The organism is Xanthomonas bonasiae (genome assembly GCF_017163705.1).
Lineage (GTDB): Bacteria > Pseudomonadota > Gammaproteobacteria > Xanthomonadales > Xanthomonadaceae > Xanthomonas_A > Xanthomonas_A bonasiae.
In genome coordinates this window covers 1-17,161 of record NZ_JAFIWB010000002.1, presented here as the reverse complement: position 1 = coordinate 17,161, position 17,161 = coordinate 1, and the positions used below count along the sequence as shown (strand labels likewise).

15 protein-coding genes are annotated in these 17,161 nt (G+C 62.5%); 2 read left to right on the top strand and 13 right to left on the bottom strand.

The window, feature by feature from the left end:
• Positions 1–9: 9 nt before the first annotated feature.
• The 4 genes from JR064_RS02770 to JR064_RS02755 are packed head-to-tail and all read right to left on the bottom strand — an operon-like array spanning position 10 to position 2,592.
• Entirely contained in the window at positions 10–579 is a 570-nt protein-coding gene (locus tag JR064_RS02770) for a pilus assembly PilX family protein (protein WP_206228750.1), read from the bottom strand.
• A 2-nt stretch (positions 580–581) separates the two neighbouring features.
• On the bottom strand, positions 582–1,538 hold the full coding sequence (locus JR064_RS02765) for a PilW family protein (RefSeq protein ID WP_484607059.1): 957 nt from the start codon (positions 1,536–1,538) through the stop codon (positions 582–584).
• A gap of 2 nt (positions 1,539–1,540) precedes the next feature.
• Complete coding sequence (gene pilV / locus JR064_RS02760) at positions 1,541–2,005, bottom strand: type IV pilus modification protein PilV (RefSeq protein ID WP_206228749.1); 465 nt, start codon at positions 2,003–2,005, stop codon at positions 1,541–1,543.
• A gap of 14 nt (positions 2,006–2,019) precedes the next feature.
• A complete protein-coding gene (locus tag JR064_RS02755) occupies positions 2,020–2,592 on the bottom strand; it encodes a GspH/FimT family pseudopilin (RefSeq protein ID WP_206228748.1) in 573 nt (190 codons plus the stop codon).
• Positions 2,593–2,748: 156 nt separating this feature from the next.
• Between JR064_RS02755 and JR064_RS02750 the strand changes: the two genes are divergently transcribed.
• Complete coding sequence (locus JR064_RS02750; protein WP_206228747.1) at positions 2,749–3,783, top strand: histidine kinase; 1,035 nt, start codon at positions 2,749–2,751, stop codon at positions 3,781–3,783.
• On the opposite strand, the gene ppnN is transcribed toward JR064_RS02750, so the two are convergent.
• From ppnN to grxD, 9 genes are all read right to left on the bottom strand, one after another.
• On the bottom strand, positions 3,773–5,161 hold the full coding sequence (gene ppnN / locus JR064_RS02745; protein ID WP_206228746.1) for a nucleotide 5'-monophosphate nucleosidase PpnN: 1,389 nt from the start codon (positions 5,159–5,161) through the stop codon (positions 3,773–3,775). The two genes, JR064_RS02750 and ppnN, sit on opposite strands and share 11 nt — an antisense overlap.
• Before the next feature lie 140 nt (positions 5,162–5,301).
• On the bottom strand, positions 5,302–5,823 hold the full coding sequence (locus JR064_RS02740; protein ID WP_206228745.1) for a hypothetical protein: 522 nt from the start codon (positions 5,821–5,823) through the stop codon (positions 5,302–5,304).
• Positions 5,824–5,877: 54 nt separating this feature from the next.
• Positions 5,878–6,825 (bottom strand): hypothetical protein, encoded by a 948-nt coding sequence (locus JR064_RS02735; RefSeq protein WP_206228744.1) that lies wholly within the window; start codon positions 6,823–6,825, stop codon positions 5,878–5,880.
• Complete coding sequence (locus tag JR064_RS02730; RefSeq protein WP_206228743.1) at positions 6,822–7,619, bottom strand: Fic family protein; 798 nt, start codon at positions 7,617–7,619, stop codon at positions 6,822–6,824. Before JR064_RS02730 ends, JR064_RS02735 begins: the two co-directional genes overlap by 4 nt.
• Positions 7,620–8,011: 392 nt before the next feature.
• Positions 8,012–11,227, bottom strand: coding sequence for a TonB-dependent receptor (locus JR064_RS02725; RefSeq protein WP_206228742.1), 3,216 nt, complete (start codon positions 11,225–11,227; stop codon positions 8,012–8,014).
• An 851-nt stretch (positions 11,228–12,078) separates the two neighbouring features.
• Positions 12,079–14,460, bottom strand: a complete 2,382-nt coding sequence (locus JR064_RS02720; RefSeq protein WP_206228741.1) for a TonB-dependent receptor — start codon at positions 14,458–14,460, stop codon at positions 12,079–12,081.
• A 306-nt stretch (positions 14,461–14,766) separates the two neighbouring features.
• Positions 14,767–15,366, bottom strand: a complete 600-nt coding sequence (locus JR064_RS02715; RefSeq protein WP_179565433.1) for a MarC family protein — start codon at positions 15,364–15,366, stop codon at positions 14,767–14,769.
• Complete coding sequence (locus JR064_RS02710; RefSeq protein ID WP_206228740.1) at positions 15,363–16,103, bottom strand: SDR family NAD(P)-dependent oxidoreductase; 741 nt, start codon at positions 16,101–16,103, stop codon at positions 15,363–15,365. The genes JR064_RS02715 and JR064_RS02710 overlap by 4 nt, the downstream gene beginning before the upstream one ends.
• The gene (gene grxD / locus JR064_RS02705) at positions 16,100–16,420 is read right to left on the bottom strand and encodes a Grx4 family monothiol glutaredoxin (RefSeq protein WP_179565437.1); all 321 of its coding nucleotides are present in this window, start codon (positions 16,418–16,420) and stop codon (positions 16,100–16,102) included. The genes JR064_RS02710 and grxD overlap by 4 nt, the downstream gene beginning before the upstream one ends.
• A 128-nt stretch (positions 16,421–16,548) precedes the next feature.
• Here grxD and JR064_RS02700 point away from each other — a divergent pair, with 128 nt between their 5' ends.
• Positions 16,549–17,127 (top strand): superoxide dismutase, encoded by a 579-nt coding sequence (locus JR064_RS02700; protein ID WP_179565439.1) that lies wholly within the window; start codon positions 16,549–16,551, stop codon positions 17,125–17,127.
• The last annotated feature ends 34 nt before the right edge of the window (positions 17,128–17,161 follow it).

Below are 17,161 nucleotides of genomic sequence, written 5' to 3'. Positions count from 1 at the left end.
TGAAGGCCCTTACTTGACGGTGACGTTGGTTTGCAGCACGACGATCGCGCGCCCACCTGCCGCGGTGGGGTTGGCGCTACGCGCGATGACGCGGTAATAGTGTTCGAGCGAGGTACCGCCGGTACCGCCGTACTGGTTCTGGTTGATGCTGGAGCCCAGGCCAAGTTGGTCTTCGCTGGTACGCTGCCCCATGTACTGGATGTAGTACTGCGCAGCACTGGACTGGAGCTTCTGGGTAACGGCGGCATCCACCCAGCACTCCTGGGCCCCCAGCGCACACCCGTTGACATTGCCGGTATAGGTATTGCTCGGCACCGCAGGACATACCGTCGTACCAGAGGAACAGTTGAACCCCACGGGATTGCCGCTTGCGGCGGCGCCCTGGATGACTTTCTCCGCGTCGCGCAGCGCGCCTTCCGCCGCCTGGAATGCCAGGCTGCGGTCGTACATGTTGGACGACATGCGCTCTTCCAGCAGGGTACTGCGCAGCACCGCCAGACCCAGCAAGGTCATGACCAGCAACAGCATCAATACGATGATGAGGGAGATACCGGATTGCCGATGGATGGGCGAATTCATGCTCACGAATTCCTGTTCCTGATGCTCACGATCGTCGTCACCTCGCGCGACAGCTGCGTATTGTCGCTACTGACGGCATCTGCGGAATTGACCGTCATGACGACCTTGACCGCCACCACGTTGGCCCAGTTCAGGCCTGCAGTGCCGGGTTCATAGGTGCTGGCCCCTGTCAACAGATACTCGAACTGCAGATTCGAGACGCCTTCGGTGATCTCGTTGACGGTGATCGTGCCGCCCGGCCCGACCACGGCCTGGTACAACGACGTGCCGCCGCGCGTGTTGTCGGCCAGATACCAACGTACTGCGCGCAGTTCGGTCAGCAGGGAGTTCATTTCGTAGGTGTAACTGTTGGAACCGGCAACGCAGACGCCGGGCAGGCGACCCAACCGATTGCATGCGTTCAAGGAACCGCTTGCGTAGGTCACGCTGGTGCCGGAGACCCCATCGGCCTGCAACACCGCGACCTGCTGCCGGTCGCACAGCAACATCACCGCATTGGCATGCAGATCGGGGGCGGCGGCGTTGAGGGTGAGGGTCTGGGTGCCGGCGTTATGCGCGGTGACTGTGGCGCCGCCGGTGCTGGCGGACAGCACCTGAATCGCATCGGTGCCGCTCTTGGACGTGATGCCAGGCGGACTGCTGTTGTCGAACCCCTGCAGCGGCTGCGCCCAGTCCTTCCACCAGGTCGCGGTAGGGTCGGACAACACGTTGGCCACGGGCAGTCCCGAATCGCAAGGATTGCCGCCGGCCTCGCGGATGTCCCGCGCCATCATCTCGAAGGCGATGCGGGCCGATTCCTGGACACGGCTGAGGCCTTCGGTAGCTGCATAGGTCTTGCGATTGGACAGGAAAATACCGACGGCCGCGCCGACCACCAGCAGGCCGAGCAGCATCGAGATCATCAACTCGACCAGATTGAAGCCGGATTGGCGCGACGGTGACGTACGAAAGAAGATGATTCTCACAGCTGCGTCACCGTTTCCAGCTTTTGCGTGGCACTGCCATTATCGGCGGCGTCTTTTGCACGGCTGTCGTCCCACTGGACGCCGATTGTGCAATTCCCATCGAGACAGGCGATGGAACCGCATGTGGTCTCGGGATCACCACCGACAGCGTCCTTCAGGCCAGCCAGCCACGCGGCCTGGTCATTCTCGATCAGGCTGCCGCCAGTGGGCGCCGTACAGACCATCCCCGAGGTGTTGTAGCCGCCAATCAGCGCGGCGTCACGGTTGGCGCGCATCGCATCCAGGATGGTGTAGGTCTGCATCACGATCTGGCTGCGCTGCATCGCGCTCTGGTTGTTGCGCAACGCTGTCGTCTGCATTGCGGCGACGCCGAGCATCCCGATCCCGAGTATCAGCACGGAGATCATCACCTCGATGAGGGTGACGCCGGCGATGTTCCTGCCACTGTGGAGCCGTTTCATAGCGCCTCTGCTTTTCAAGGAGCGGTCTGGGCCGAACACTGGCCGCCGTTCGAACTGCGCAAGATGGAAACCCGACTGCCTCCGCTCATCGACACGGTGCGCACGTTGTCGGAGGGACTGGTGACCGGCATGCAGACGACGATCATTTCATCGGTGTTGAGCGATGCACCGTTGCTGTCACGGGCGATGCCATCCGCACCGAACGTGATCTTGTCGCCCGACGCATCCAGCGCCGGACTCGACACCGACAGGCCGGTGCGCAGCGTTGTGGTCCGTAGCACGGTGCCGTCGCGCGTCACCGTCAGCAGATGGGTCCAGTCGCCGCCGCTGGCGCAGGTGCTGCCGTCGTCGCTGCGGCACAGACTGACTCCGCCATTCAGGCGCACCGCCTCGGAACGGGACGCCTGCAAGGCAGCGACCAGCTCATTGGCGGTGCTGGTCAGTCGGTTGCTGCGGATCAGCATGGTGAAGCTGGGAAACGCCAGCGCCATGATGATCGCCAGCACGGCGACCGTGACCATCAGTTCTACCAGCGTGAACCCGCGCTGCCCCGATCCGGCAAGGTCACGCTGCTCAGGAACGCACATATCGTCTCCCCAAATTTCCCCAAGCGAACGCTAACGGGAGTAGCGCCGCCGCGCCAGCCATCGCCGACGGATGGCAGATATCGGGGACTGAACGGATCGTGCGGACCGACGCCGTTGCCGGCATGATGCGCGTCTACCCTCCTCCGCCCGCCCTCGATGCCCTCCCCCGCGTACTCGAACGACCAGTTGCAGGTGCTCAAGCAGCCATCCACCCTGATCTGGATCGTGATGGCCGGCGAATGCATCGCCGCCATCCTGGCGCTGACCCCGAGTCAGGGTCCGGGGGGAAACCGCTGGGTCTATTTCGGCCTGGCGTCGCTCGGCATCCAATGGGTGGCATTGCTGACCCTGGCCAGCCTGCTGATGCTGCGCCGCGCCCTGGCCGGAAGAGGCATCCTGCTGATCACCGCCGCGACGCTTGGCCTGATGCAATTGCTGACCTGGTTGATCAGCTGGGTGATCCTGTCCGCGTTCGGCGACTACTGGCAGCTATCGACCGCGGCATGGCTGACACTCTCGCTGCAGCTGTCCGGCATCGCATTGCTGATCGGCCTGCTCGGCATGGCTGCGTTGAACAACCATATCCGCATCAAGCAGTTGGTCGAACGCGCCAAACAGGCGGAAATCGACGCGCTCACCGCGCGCGTGCAACCGCACTTCCTGTTCAATACGCTCAACACCGCGGTGATGCTGGTGCATCGCCAACCGCAGCAAGTCGAACAGTTGCTGATGGATCTATCCGATCTGTTCCGCGCTGCGCTGGCAACGCCCGACCTGGTCAACCTCGACGACGAAATCGACCTGGCAAGGCGCTACCTCGACATCGAAGCCATTCGTTTCGGAACGCGCCTGCGCGTGCACTGGGCGCTACCGTCGCCGCTGCCGCAGGCCAGGGTCCCGCGGCTTTCGCTGCAACCCCTGGTCGAGAACGCTGTGCATCACGGCATCGAATGCTCGCCCGATGGCGGCGAAATCCGCATCGCCATCGGCGAAGCACACAACCAACTGAAGATCGACGTCAGCAATACGCTGCCCCCGGCCGGTTCCACGCCTCATCTGGGTCGTGGCCACCGGGTCGGCTTGTCGGCATTGCGCACCCGCCTGGAAAGCATGCAGGGCGGCGTCCTGAGCACGGGCCTGGAGGACGACGCCTTGTTCGTGGCGACGATCCGGATCGAACTCAGGCCATGACCCGATAACAAGGCCGGTACTCACCGGAAATCTTCATCCGGCGTTGCTCGACGAAGGCGCGCAGCAGTTCGTCCAGGGCCTGCATCATGTCCGCGTCGCCGTGGATCTCGAACGGGCCGTACTCCTCGATGCGGCGCATGCCGTCTTCCTTGACGTTGCCGGCGACGATGCCGGAGAAGGCGCGGCGCAGGTCCGCCGCCAACGCGTGCGGCGGGCGCCCGTGATGCAGGTCGAGCGCGGCCATCGCCTCGTGGCTGGGCACGAACGGACGCTGATACTCCAGCGGGATGTCCACCGACCAGTTGAAGTAGAACGCGTCCTTCTGGTCCTTGCGGTACAGACGCACCTGCTGGATGCCCTCGGCCATCTTGCGCGCCACCGCGACCGGGTCGCCGACGATGATCTGGTAGCGGGAGGTGGCCGCCTCGCCCAGGGTCAGGCGCAGGAACCGGTCGATCTGCTCGAAGTACGGCGCGGCGATGGTCGGGCCGGTCAGGATCAGCGGGAACGGCAGGCCGCGGTTCTCCTCGCGCAGCAGGATGCCGAGCAGGTACAGGATTTCCTCGGCGGTGCCGACGCCGCCGGGGAACACGATGATGCCGTGGCCGATGCGGACGAAGGCCTCCAGGCGCTTCTCGATGTCCGGCATGATCACCAGATGGTTGACGATCGGGTTCGGCGACTCGGCGGCGATGATGCCCGGCTCGGTGATGCCGATGTAGCGGTTGTCGCGCTTGCGCTGCTTGGCATGGGCGATGGTAGCGCCCTTCATCGGCCCCTTCATCGCGCCCGGGCCGCAGCCGGTGCAGATGTCCAGCCCGCGCAGGCCCAGCTCGTAGCCGACCTGCTTGGTGTACAGGTACTCGTCGCGCGAAATGGAATGGCCGCCCCAGCACACCACCAGGTTCGGATCGGCAGGCTGCAGGATGCGCGCGTTGCGCAGTTGGCCGAACACGGCGCTGGTGATGCCTTCGGTGGAGTCGAGGTCGGCGGCCGAGTCCGGGCCGAGTTCGATGGCCATGTAGGCCAGGTCGCGAATCACGGCGAACAGCAGTTCGGCTACGCCGTTGATGATCTCCCCATCCACGAACGCCATCGCCGGCGCGTTGAGCAGGTCGATGCGCACGCCGCGGTCGCGCTGGGCGACCTGGATGTCGAAGTCGGGGTACAGGTCGCGCGCGGCGCGCGGGTCGTCCGAGGCGCTGCCGCTGGTCAGCACCGCCAGCGCGCAGCGCCGCAGCAGCTCGTGCAGGCCGCCGCTGGAGGCGTCGCGCAGGCGCGCCACTTCGGCGCGCGAGAGGATGTCCAGGCCGCCGCGCGGGTAGATCCGCGCGTCCACTACCGGCAGCGCCCGCGCTGCCGTATTGCTCGTCGTCATATCGGAATTCTTGTCGTTGTCGTCAACGGCGACTTTAGCGTCAGCCTCCGCAAAAGAAAACGGCCGGGTTGCCCCGGCCGTCTCTTGCCATCTCTCAGAGGGTTACACAACTCCTCAGATGCCTCCATAGTGCCAATGACTCAGTACGTTGGCCAAGGAAGCAAATTGTCCTCAAGAACATCACATTGACTGGGCGGCTGCCAAGGAGCGATCTCTATATTGCCAGGATTGACTGGCGTTCCTGCGCTATACGCATCATTATCCATGAACACCTGATACTTGCCATCATTGTATCTAACGTACCAAAAAGTGTTTGGCATCGTGTCGTAGTGCGCGCCATTCTTGGCGTCCTGATCAGCCATATAATACGTCAAAGCATATCGAGCGTGATTCACTCGATCTTCCACCGGCGATCCACACGTGACATAATATGGATTAGCAGGAGCATCTGGAACAAGGATAGTTGCATACCAGGTAGAATCTGGTGGAGTCACATCTGGGAAAGGCCACTCGGGATTTGGATTTGTACTGCCAGGAGGGCAATTAATAATAGTTATAACTGTCGATTCCGCTATACAGGACGATGCACTTGCATCGTTAACATATGCACCAAATACCATCGCAACGCCAAGCACCAATCGGACAGCATTTTCTAGCTTCATCACTTAACCTCCATTTATAGTAATACTACTCCACGACACTTAGTGACCACTTCACTAATGGCGACACTCACCTAGCGATTTTCCTTTAGGGTCATACAGACGCGCATAACTAGAATGCATGCCCGACAAATCCAAATTATTTAAATTAGGAATAAATTTATTATCTGCAACCAAACCAGGATAAGAAGCGTTCAACGCTTTTATCCGACCACCGATAGCTATGCGCAAAGGCTCACCTCTCGTACCTGCATCAATTCGAAGTAAAGCGTTTTGAAATAGCGCCAGAGCTCGCGCAGGATTCGGCCTTACCGCTTCGTATAGAAGCGCTTTAGAAGCCCGAGGCCTCCCGGAATACGCATCACCAAGCTGTAGCATGACATCTACATTACCCTGACCCACAGCCTGAAGGGCTAAGCCTTCTGCTCCATTACGATACGCGACAAGCTGATTAATACTACCAAGCGTATCCCCAGAAAAAAGCACCCCCGAAAGATAGAGGTTTTGAGCATAACTATTTCCCGAGTCGGCGGAAACCCTAAGATAGTCAATGATCTTTGCCGTTGAGGCAGGCGGCAGCCCCAGACAATAATCAGCCTTCTTCTTCCAAGAGCTCTCCAACTTAGAAACAATGCTGAGATCAGTGTGGTCCCGCGCCTGAAGAGTGAGTTGTTGAACTCGCGCACCCTCCTGATCCAATGAGGCACAATAAATGTATATTGAAGCCAATTCACATGCTGCCAAACCATGCCCGGCATCAGCATGTCGAGCGAGCGCCTTGACGGCAAAGGTAGCGGTTGAAAAATTTTTTGCTTCTGGCGCCTCCCAATTTTTTTCACCCACAAAGTCCCGCGACTTTGCTTGAGAAACGACTTCATAAGCGCCAGCAGGAATGACCACATCCACATTCCCGTTATTCATCCCATTAAGAAAAATCACGACAACCAAGACGACAAATAAGGCCAAACAAAAAATTCTGATCGCAATTTTTCGACGAGGTGTCATGTCACACCACAGACTTTAAAAGCCCCCAATTCATCGAGCCCTTGATCTTGAGAGGAAGCCATTCCATCCATAATGACGCCATACAAATCTGCGCCATACCCCAACCGGGCCCTATGCATTGCGTATACGAACTCAGTCTTCTTTTGCTCCATATACCAAAGGGCGGAGACTGCCGCATGAAACACTTGCGATTCCAGCCCCCACCGCCAAGAAATCAACCTGAGCAAGATGACACGCGAGGAGCGCCCATTCCCATCCCTAAACGGATGCAGATGTAAAAAGAACCAAAGAAATGCCGCGACAAAAGGCAACGGCATCAATTCCGGAGCCATGACCCGGGCTATTAGCCACCGCAATTCATCACGGATTTCGCATTTTGGGGCAACAAAACCGTGCGAATTGAACGCATTAACCCCAACCATGACCTCTATATTACGAAACACAGATCGCGCGCTCGGCCGTCCCGTCATTTCCATTAAAGCCCGATGAGTTTCGAGCACTACACCAATATCTACACGCTTCGGACCAAAAAATCCTGATTTAAAGAGGCGATCAACCTCCGCCATTGAGATAAGCTCCCTCCTATAACCACTGGAGGAACTTGGATCATGCACTTTGAAGGGAACAAGGCGTCGAACGATCTCAAACAGTCTTTCACGCTCCATTACCACACTGGGTAAAACACGAGGCTCCTGATGAGAATTGAACTCAATAAGTCTCTCGCAATGGGCTCGCGACACTTGAAAAACTGGAGGCATCATTTCCTGTGGCACACCCAGCATGGTGAGAGCCATAACACTCCTTGTCTATCAAACCACCCTTCGGAATAATTGGCAATTTATTGCCACCAATAATTCAATAATCCACGAATTACCAATGCGGCGCAGATCTTCTCCAGCTTTTTTTGAATATACGTGAACTCAAAAAAAAAGCCAGAATTTTGAACGCCGATTTTGTGTTCAAAGTCTAATTTCGAAAAACCGCCGAGCTATCTAGTAGCCCCGACCTATGCTAGCTAAACTTGTAACGCAGTTCCAATGTAGCGACTAATAAGATGCCATGTCGAGACCGCTAGCATTGGGGTTGGTGACGCACGGCGCGTCGTAAGCGTCAGCCCCCTCCCCCCAACAAAAAAACGGCCGGGTTGCCCCGGCCGTTGTCCTGTAGCGCTGCGGTTCGGACTGGATCAGAACTGGTAACGGAAGCCCAGGTTCAGCGACCACTGCGAAACGCCCGTATTGAAGCCGTCGGCATCGGCATTGGCGGCGGACGGCTGGTCGGTGTACAGGGTGTTGTACACGTATTTGCCGTTGTAGATGCCCTGCAGATTGGCCACCCGCGCATCGGCGAAGAAGCCGTAGTCGTAGATCTGGCCCCACTTCTTGTTCAGCAGGTTGCCGACGTTCTGGATGTCCAGCCACACCTCGGACTTGTGGCCCTTGAAGAAGCCCGGCAGCTGCTGGCTGATGTGCACGTCGAAGGTGTTGATCCAGGACGAACGGAAGCCGTTGGCCGGAGCGTAGCTGCCCGCGTACTTGGCCAGCTGCGGATTCTGCGCCAGCCAGTCGAAGAACTGCTTCTCCAGCGCCGGGTTGGCGGTGAACGCGCCGGTGCTGCTGAGGGTACCGAACAGCACGTCGCCCGGGCCCTTCGGCACGTAGAACAGGTCGTTGGTGGTACGGCCGTCGCCATTGGCGTCGCCGTTGTACACGTAGCTGTAAGGACGGCCGCTGCGGCCTTCGTAGACCAGACCGACGCGGGTCTCGTAGTCGCCGAAGAACATGTGCTTCCAATTCAACGAACCGGAGATGCGGTCCTTGATCTCGTAGCGCGAGGTGTTCTCGGTTTCCGAATTGGCGTTGAAGGCGTACTGGTAGCCCCAGCCCGAGCTGGCGGTGGAGCTGGTCAGCGGGCCGACTTCCGTGGCATGGGTGTAGGTGTAGCCCAGGTTCCACGACCAGTCGCCGCCTTCGCTGAACGGCTTGGACAGCGACACCGTGAACTGCTCGGTCTTGCCCTTGTCGGTGTTCTCGATCAGGTAGACGTCGCTGTAGGCGGTGTTGCGGTTGTAGCGGTTGTCGCCGGTCGCCCACGGACGGCCGGTGCGGGCCGGGTTCCAGTACAGCGCGCGGCCGTCCGGACCGTAGTAGGCCGGGCTCGGATCTTCGCCGGCGGCGTTGACGCGGCCGATGTTCAGGCTCTTGTAGTACAGGCCGTCCTTGACCTTGGTCACCAGCAGCTCTGCCGAGGCAACGATGCCGTACCAGGGCAGCTCGTGGTCGAGCGCGATGTTGGCCTTGTACAGCGACGGCAGCTTGAAGTCGTCGCCGACGAAGCTCACGCCCTGGGTCGCCGAACCGGGCGTGGTCGGGATCGGCTGCGTGTCCTTGTTCGGGCTGAACGGCAGCGCCGGGTTGTAGGCGGTGTAGCTGTAGGCGTTGTAGTTGAACCCGGTGTTGGAATAGCTGTTGCCGATCCACACCTGCGGTGCGTCGCCCTGGAACAGACCAACGCCGCCGCGCAGCTGGGTCGGACGCTCGGTGTCGAAGGTGTAGTTGAAACCGAAGCGCGGCTGGATCAGGAAATCGCCGCCGAGCACCTTGCTGTTGTCGTAACCGAAGTACGCCTGGGCGGCCGCGTTGTAGGTCGGATCCGGACTGACGCCCGGGCGGTCGCCGCGCAGGCCCAGGGTCAGGGTCAGGTTGCTGTTGACATACCAGGTGTCCTGGATGAACAGGCCGAGATTGTCGTTCTTGTAATCGGCCGCGATCGAACCCGGGGTGCGCTCGCTGTTGAGCTGGTAGGAACTCCAGCGGCCGTTGGCGAAGTTGTCCAGGCCCAGGAACGTGTACACGCCCCAGCTGTTGCGGCCGAACAGGTTGTAGATGTCGTTGGTGGTGTAGTCGACGCCGAACTTCAGGTCGTGGTTTTCCAGGGTCAGGGTACCGGCACCGTAGTAGTTCCAGGTCTTGGTAGTGAGGATGTTGCCCTGCGAGTTGGTCTCGGTACCCAGATACAGCACATCGCCGGTCGGCGCGGCGACGGTGCCGTCGAAGTAGATCGCGATGCTGGGGGCATTGGTCGGCACCACGCGGATCGCGGAGTAATCGCGGTAGGATGCCTTGAACTCGGTGGAGAAGTTCTCGGACCAGTCGCTGAACAGCTGGCCGACGTAGCTCTCCACGCTCTTCTCGTGCTGGTACCAGTACGAACTCAGCGACGCCTGGCTGGTGCTGCTGGCGCCATTGATGCGCAACTTGCTCTGGTCGAGCTTGCTGTAGCGGAAGCTGGCGCGGTGGTTGTCGTTGATGTTCCAGTCGAGCTTGAGCGCGTATTCCTCGAGATCGGTATTGCCGTTGCTGTCGAGCGAGCCGGCGTCGAAGCCATAGGTGTTCTGCGCGATCTGCTGCGCACGCGTCACGTCCGCCAGGGTGTACTTGGCGTTGGCTTTGCCCAACGCGGTGCTGCCCAGATCGATGCCCGGCGCGTCCTGCTGGAACTTCTCGTAATTGGCGAAGAAGAACAGCTTGTCCTTGACGATCGGGCCGCCGAAGGTGGCGCCGTAGGTCTTTTCCTTGGTGAAACCGTTGAACTTGCTGCCGTCCGGGTTGTCGCCGAACCAGTCGCCATCGCGCATATAGCCGTAGACCGAGCCGTGGAACTCGTTGGTGCCGGACTTGGTCACCGCATTGACGGTGGCGCCGGCGGCGCTGGCGACGCTGACGTCGTAGTTGGAAAGGTTGACGTCCAGCGCTTCGATGGCTTCCATCGACACCGGCTGGCGCCGGGTGGTCATGTTGTTGCCTTCCAGGCCGAAGGTGTCGCTGGCCGAGACGCCGTCGATGTTGATCGAGTTGTAGCGCGGATTCAGGCCGCCGGCACTGATGGTGCCGGACGCGCGATCGACGAAGGCTACGCGCGGATCCAGGCGCATGTAGTCCTGGATATTGCCGTTGACCGACGGCAGCGACTCGATCTGCTCGCGGCCGACGTTGGTGCCCGCACCCATCTTGGTGGCGCTGAACATGTCGGAACCGCCGGCGACGGCAACCGCGTTCACCGTCTGCAGCGTCGTCACGTCGCCGCTCAGCGCGGCGTTGACGCTGGCGGTCTGATTCACGCTCAGGTACACGCCGTCTTCGGTCTTGGTGCCTTCGCCGGGCTTGGTGATGGTGATGGTGTACGGGCCACCGACGCGCAGGCCGCGTGCGTTGTAGCGGCCGCTGGCGTCCGTGGTGGCGCGACTGACCGTTCCCGATTCGGCATGGGTGATGGTCACTTCGGCGCCGACGACAGGCTGCCCATCGTGGGTGACCAGACCGCCGACGCCGGCGGAGGTGCTCTGGGCGAACACGGGGGCGGCGGCGAGCGCAGCAACGAGGCCAAGGGTGAGCTTGGACATCCGGAGACGGCGGGGTTGAGTCATTGCAATAGCCTCGATGGAGTTTGGCGAAATGCGCATAGCTAGCCGTCCTGGTGCGCGCACGGCAGCGGAATGTGGGTTCATGCCCCCTTGCTGGATCCCCCGCAAGGGTTAACGTGAGTTTAACACCATAGGGCCGTTTTGTTGCCAAAACGTGACAAGCTGGCACAAACGGACATGACACGACATGGATCGCAGTTTCCTGGCGGCCATTGGTCATCGCGTGGCACCGGCGCGGACGCTCCCGGCCAGGCGTGGGCACGACTGGCACCCGGGTCAGCTGCGGGCGCAGGTCGCGGCGGACAGAAAACCACCGGCCATATTTCGCTCAGGCACCGCTCGGGCAAACGCGAATGGCGGGGCCGGCGTCCGCGCGGCGCAGGAGATCCGGGCGCTGAGCGGCCCTAGCCTAGCCCGCCCCGCTACCCCACCGCCGCCCTGACATCTGCGAGCACCGCGTCCGTATGCCGAACTTGTAGCTCCGCCAGGCGCAGCAGGCATCCCTAGCCCTAGCCCTAGCCATGGTCCTAGTCCTAGTCCTAGTCCTAGTCCTGGCCCTGGCCCTGGCCCTGGCCCTGGCCCCGGACCCGGACCCGGACCCGGACCCGGACCCGGACCCGGAATCGGAATCGGAATCGGACGCCAAACCCCAACCCCACCGAAGGCAGGGCCTGGACGGCGCTCGCCTTCGGCGAGGATGGCCGTAGCGCACACAGTTGCACCAACCCGTCGCGGCAATGACGAAAGCCCAAACGCAGACGGCCGGGGCTAGGCCCCGGCCGTCTGCATCGCTTCCGTTGTCCAGCCCCGAGGCGGGGCCTGGCCTTGCCTCAGAACGAGCCGCCGAAGGTCACCGCGAACGCGCGGGGCTCCAGCACCGAGTAGTACGGGGTGCCGGTGGACACCACGTCCGGGTACTCGCTGGCGCCGGAGGCCGCCAGCACCTGCGTGGTGCTTGCCCAGGTGACGGCCTGCTTGTCGGTTAGGTTGTACAGATTGAGCTTGATCGACGGCTTCTTCAGCCAGCCCCAGTCGGCGAACGCGTAACCGGCATCGGCACCGAAGGTGGTGTAGCCCCCTACCCGTTCGGTATTCATGTAGTCGCCGTAACGCGAGCCGGAGTAACGGCCCTTCAGCGCGACCCAGAAGTCGCCGATGCTGTAGCTCAGGCGCAGGTTGGCCAGGTTCTTCGGCGTATTGGCCAACTGCTTGCCGCCGACCGCATAGTCGTAGGTGCCCTTGGAGGTGCCCACCGCCAGGGTGTCGCTCAGGATCTTGGCCTGGGTATAGGTGTAGGAGCCGTACAGCTTGAGATTGTCGGTGATGTTGTAGCTGGCTTCGCTGTTGAAGCCGCGCATGCGCACCTTGCCGATCGAGATGTAGGTGGTCAGCGCCGTGGTCTGGTCGTAGCTGGACATCTGCTTGTTGCTGTAGTTGCTCTGGTACAGCATGGTCGACAGCGAGAAGCGGTCGCCGTAGTAGCGCCAGCCGAGGTCGTTGGTCCAGGCCGATTCCGGTTGCGGGATCTCCTGGGCCGCCGACAGGTTCAACGAAATCGAATTGGTCGCCGGCACGCGGAAGGTCTTGGCCACGCCGTAATAGAACTGGTTACGGCTGTCGGGCGCGTACTTGATGCCGAACGCCGGCAGCAGCTTGCTGTAGCTGTTGTCGAAGTCCACGCCGATCTCCTTGGCGGTATCCGGCCACTGGTAGTTGTGGCCCTTGCGCGTGGCATGGATCCAGGACACGCCGTAGTTGACCGCCCAGTCGTCGGCCGGGGTCCAGTTGTCCTGGATGAAGTACTTCTGCACGTCGGTCACGGTGTAGGTGCGGTAGCTCTGCTGCACCTGGCCATCGGCGTAGGTCAGGAAGCAATCGTCGCTGTCGGCCCACACGTCGCACGCCTCGCCGGTGCTCTGGTCGGTCTTGACGATGCTGTTGTTCTGACTCTTGCGCGAACGGTCGTACCACAGGCCGTAGACCAGATTGTGGTCCATGCCGATGTCCTGGAAGAACTTGGCGACCACGCCCGGACGCACCGTACTGGAGTAGGAATAGGTGTAGTCGACGTCGCGGCTGCCGCTCACGCCGCTGGAGTAGCCATAGACGTTGCCGCTGCTGGTGGACGGGTATACCGACGCGGCGCTGGAACCGCCGCCCTTGCCCCACCACAGATACGGCACCACCGAAAGACGCAGGCTGTCGCTGAAGGTGAACTCGCCGTCCAGGCTGACCAGCAGGCTCTTGTAGGGGTTGCGCCGCAACTTCCAGTAGGACTGGTCGGCCGAGGTCGTGCCGCCGCCCCAGGTGTCGTTGTAGTCGTACTCGTAATCGCTCGCCAGCTGGGTCTTGCTGGCGGTGTTGTAGGAATAGTTGGACTGGCGGTTGTACTGGAACGAGGCGCTGATCGAGTTGCCCGGGCTGATGTCCCATACGCTCTTGCCGTCGATCTTGTTGACCGACATGTCGCCGTTGCCCTTCCACTTGTCGGCGCTGTTGGTCGAGAACGACACCCACGAGCGCACCGCGCCGGTATCGCCGGTGTTCACGCGCACGAAGGTGCGCCGATAGTCGTTGCTGCCGAAGCTCTGGGTGAAGTCCACGCCGAAGGTGTGGCTCGGATCGATCGTCGACCAGGCGATCTGGCCGCCGGTGGCGCCCATCTCCGGCTGGTCCACGTTGGGCGTGCCCTGTGTCACGGTGATGTCGTTGTAGTTCTCGGCATCGCCGTATTCGGTGGCGTACACCGAGTAGCTGCCGCTGTCGGTCACCGGCGCGCCGTTGACGGTGACGCCGATCGCCGAGGAGTCGAAGCCGCGCAGGCTGTAGTTGCCGTTGTTGAGTCCGGTCACGTCGCTGGTGGCGGCGTCCACGCCCGGGATCGCATCGATCATCTGGGTGAAGTTGCTGCCGCCGGACGCCTGCGCGATGGCCTCGCGGGTCACCGTGGAAATCGCCTTGCTGGCGGTCTGCACGGTCATGTTGCCGCCGCCGAGCACGTAGCCGCTCTTGTCGGCATTGACGTTGACCTTGTCCAGCTGCTGCACGCGCTTGGTCTCGTAGGCAGCGGTGGTATTGGAAGTGCTGGAGGCCGTGACGCGCTGCTCGGCACTGTCGGTACCGGCGTCCTGGGCCAGGGCCGGATGCGCCGAAAGCGCGGTCGCCAGCGCCAGGGAAAGAGTGGAAATACGGTGTGCGGAACGGGACTTCATCGGGCAAACGCCTCTGTGGCTAACGTGGGAGCGGCAGAGAGCGGCGGAACGACTGGCATGGACACGGCGCACGCGCGCCCACCGCTTCGGAAGGCGCTACGGTAGGCGGGCTATTTCGCCCGCGTATGCCTCGAGGGTTTACAAAAACTTAAGATGACGCCACGCATCGACACGCGGCGGCACAAAAAAGCGCCGCAAATGTCATCGAATTGCCGCAAACGCCCGGGATGTCGCAGCGTTGGCGCGTAGCGACAGGCACGGCAAGGGTGCGGCGGCGTACGCGCGCGCAACAGGGCGCGCGTCCGCTCAGCCGGCGACCGGCAGCTTCAGATAGGCGCTGAGGCCGTCCAGGAACATCTGCACCGAGATCGCCACCAGCAACATGCCCATCAGCCGCTCGACCGCGATCAGCACGCGCATGCCGAGCAGCTTGTACAGCAGCGTGCCGGAGAACAGCAGCGCCGAGGTGCCGATCCAGGCCAGGATCAGCGCCAGGCTCCATTCGCCCAGGCGGGTGGGCTCGTTGCTGCCCATCAGCATCACCGCGGCCATGCCCGAGGGCCCGGCCACCAGCGGAATCGCCAGCGGCACGATGAACGGCTCGCCGTCGGGAATCTCGCCCATCAGCCCTTCCGGGCGCGGGAAGATCATGCGGATGCCGATCAGGAACAGCACGATGCCGCCGGCGATCGCCACCGATTCCTGGCGCAGGTGCATCACTTCCAGCGCGTACTTGCCGCCCCACAGGAATGCCATCAGCACGCCCAGCGCGATCAGCAGTTCGCGCGCCAGCACCACGCGCTGGCGCTTGGCCGGCAGCGGCTTGAGCACGCTGAGGAACACCGGGATGTTGCCCAGCGGGTCGAGGATCAGGAACAGCAGCAGTGCTGCCGACAGGATGGTCATGCCAGGGGATTCCAGATCGCGCCGCGGTGCGCGGCGCCGGCGGACGACAGCAGTTCCACGCAGGCGGCGGCGTAGTGCGCCGGATCGACCGCGTCGAGGTCTTCCTGGTGGGTGTAGGCGCGTGCGCGCAGCGCGGTGCGCATCGGTCCGGGTTGCAATCCGGCCACGCGCACCGTCGAGGCGGCCAGTTCGCCGTGCAGGGTCGCCAGCAGGCCGCGGCGGCCATGCTGGGCCACGCCGTAGCCGCCCCAGTAGGCCTGGCCGACGCGCGCCGGGTCGTCGAGCGCGAACACGATCGCCGCGTCCGGCGCCTGCTTCAGCAGCGGCAGGCAGGCCTGGGTCAGCCAGCCCGGGGCGGTCAGGTTGACGTGGACGGCACGCGCGAACTGCGCCGGGTCGGCGTGCTCGAACGGGGTCAGGCCGACGAAATCGGCGGCGCAGTGCAGCACCCCGTCCAGCCGCCCGAGCTCGGCCTGCACCCGCTCGGCCAGCGTCGCATAGTCTTCCGGCGTGGCGCCGAGCAGGTCCAGCGGATACAGCAGCGGCTGCGCGCCGACGGCGGCGATCGCGTCGTAGACCCGGTTCAGGCGCGCCGGCTTGTGCCCGAGCAGCACCACCGTGGCGCCGGCCTGGGCGCAGGCCATTGCCGCGGCGCTGCCCAGCCCGCCGGCGGCACCGCACACCAGCACCACGCGCTGCGCCAGCGCGCCCGCGTGCGGCGTCGCCTCCGCTGTCACGGCTGGTAGGCCTCGGCCACGATGCGCTGCAACTCGCCGGATTCGAACAGTTCCATGGTGATGTCGCAGCCGCCGATCAGTTCGCCATGGATGAACAGCTGCGGGAACGTCGGCCAGTTCGAATAGCGCGGCAGATTGGCGCGGATCTCCGGTTCGTCGAGCACGTTGACGGTGTGCAGCCGGTCGGCGCCGGCGGCCAACAGGGCCTGCAGCGCGCGACTGGAAAAGCCGCACATCGGGTACTGCGGTGTGCCCTTCATGAACAACACGATGGGGTGGTGTTCGACGTCGGCCTGGATGCGCTCCATCACCTGCATGGGGGATTTCTCCTGCTGGGGCGAAAAAACGGACCTCGGCGGTCGGCTAGACTTTCGCGTAGCCGCATAGTGTAAGCCCTGCGCACGGCAGTACCGAAACGCGCCCCCGAAACCGCTCCCGAGGATCCATGGCCATCGAACTCGCTCCCCTGCCGTACGACCGCGCGGCGCTGGCGCCGCACCTGTCCGCCGAGACCGTGGACCAGCACCATGGCCGGCACCAGCGCGCGCTGGTCGAACGCCTCAATGCGCAGATCGCCGGCAGCGAATTCGCCGACCTGCCGTTGCAGGACCTGGTGCGCCGCAGCCAGGGCCGCCTGTTCCAGCACGCGGCCGAAGTCTGGAACCACGAGTTCTACTGGCGCGGGCTACGTCCGCGCGGCGGCGGCGAGCCGGGCGGCGAGCTGGCCGAGCGCATCGCCAGGAGCTTCGGCGACGTCGCCCGCTTCAAGGCCGAGTTCGAACGCATGGCGCTGGCCGTGTTCGGCTCGGGTTGGGTCTGGCTGGTGCAGCGCCCGGACGCCACGCTGGCGTTGCTCGCCACGGTCAACGCCGGCTCGCCGCTGACCGGCGAGGACCTCCCGTTGCTGGCCTGCGACCTGTGGGAGCACGCCTACTACATCGATTACCGCGGCGACCGTGCGCGCTACCTGGAAGCGTTCTGGAAGCTGGTGAACTGGGAGTTCGTGGCGGCGAATATGCGGTGAGGCCGGGATTGGGGATTGGGGATTGGGGATTGGG

What these genes read in the sequence shown, in the direction of transcription:
- JR064_RS02770 (WP_206228750.1), bottom strand. Translation starts at nt 579, where the DNA reads ATGAATTCGCCCATCCATCGGCAATCCGGTATCTCCCTCATCATCGTA.
- pilV (WP_206228749.1), bottom strand. Translation starts at nt 2,005, where the DNA reads ATGAAACGGCTCCACAGTGGCAGGAACATCGCCGGCGTCACCCTCATC.
- JR064_RS02755 (WP_206228748.1), bottom strand. Translation starts at nt 2,592, where the DNA reads ATGTGCGTTCCTGAGCAGCGTGACCTTGCCGGATCGGGGCAGCGCGGG.
- JR064_RS02750 (WP_206228747.1), top strand. Translation starts at nt 2,749, where the DNA reads ATGCCCTCCCCCGCGTACTCGAACGACCAGTTGCAGGTGCTCAAGCAG.
- ppnN (WP_206228746.1), bottom strand. Translation starts at nt 5,161, where the DNA reads ATGACGACGAGCAATACGGCAGCGCGGGCGCTGCCGGTAGTGGACGCG.
- JR064_RS02740 (WP_206228745.1), bottom strand. Translation starts at nt 5,823, where the DNA reads ATGAAGCTAGAAAATGCTGTCCGATTGGTGCTTGGCGTTGCGATGGTA.
- JR064_RS02735 (WP_206228744.1), bottom strand. Translation starts at nt 6,825, where the DNA reads ATGACACCTCGTCGAAAAATTGCGATCAGAATTTTTTGTTTGGCCTTA.
- JR064_RS02730 (WP_206228743.1), bottom strand. Translation starts at nt 7,619, where the DNA reads ATGGCTCTCACCATGCTGGGTGTGCCACAGGAAATGATGCCTCCAGTT.
- JR064_RS02725 (WP_206228742.1), bottom strand. Translation starts at nt 11,227, where the DNA reads ATGTCCAAGCTCACCCTTGGCCTCGTTGCTGCGCTCGCCGCCGCCCCC.
- JR064_RS02720 (WP_206228741.1), bottom strand. Translation starts at nt 14,460, where the DNA reads ATGAAGTCCCGTTCCGCACACCGTATTTCCACTCTTTCCCTGGCGCTG.
- JR064_RS02715 (WP_179565433.1), bottom strand. Translation starts at nt 15,366, where the DNA reads ATGACCATCCTGTCGGCAGCACTGCTGCTGTTCCTGATCCTCGACCCG.
- grxD (WP_179565437.1), bottom strand. Translation starts at nt 16,420, where the DNA reads ATGCAGGTGATGGAGCGCATCCAGGCCGACGTCGAACACCACCCCATC.
- JR064_RS02700 (WP_179565439.1), top strand. Translation starts at nt 16,549, where the DNA reads ATGGCCATCGAACTCGCTCCCCTGCCGTACGACCGCGCGGCGCTGGCG.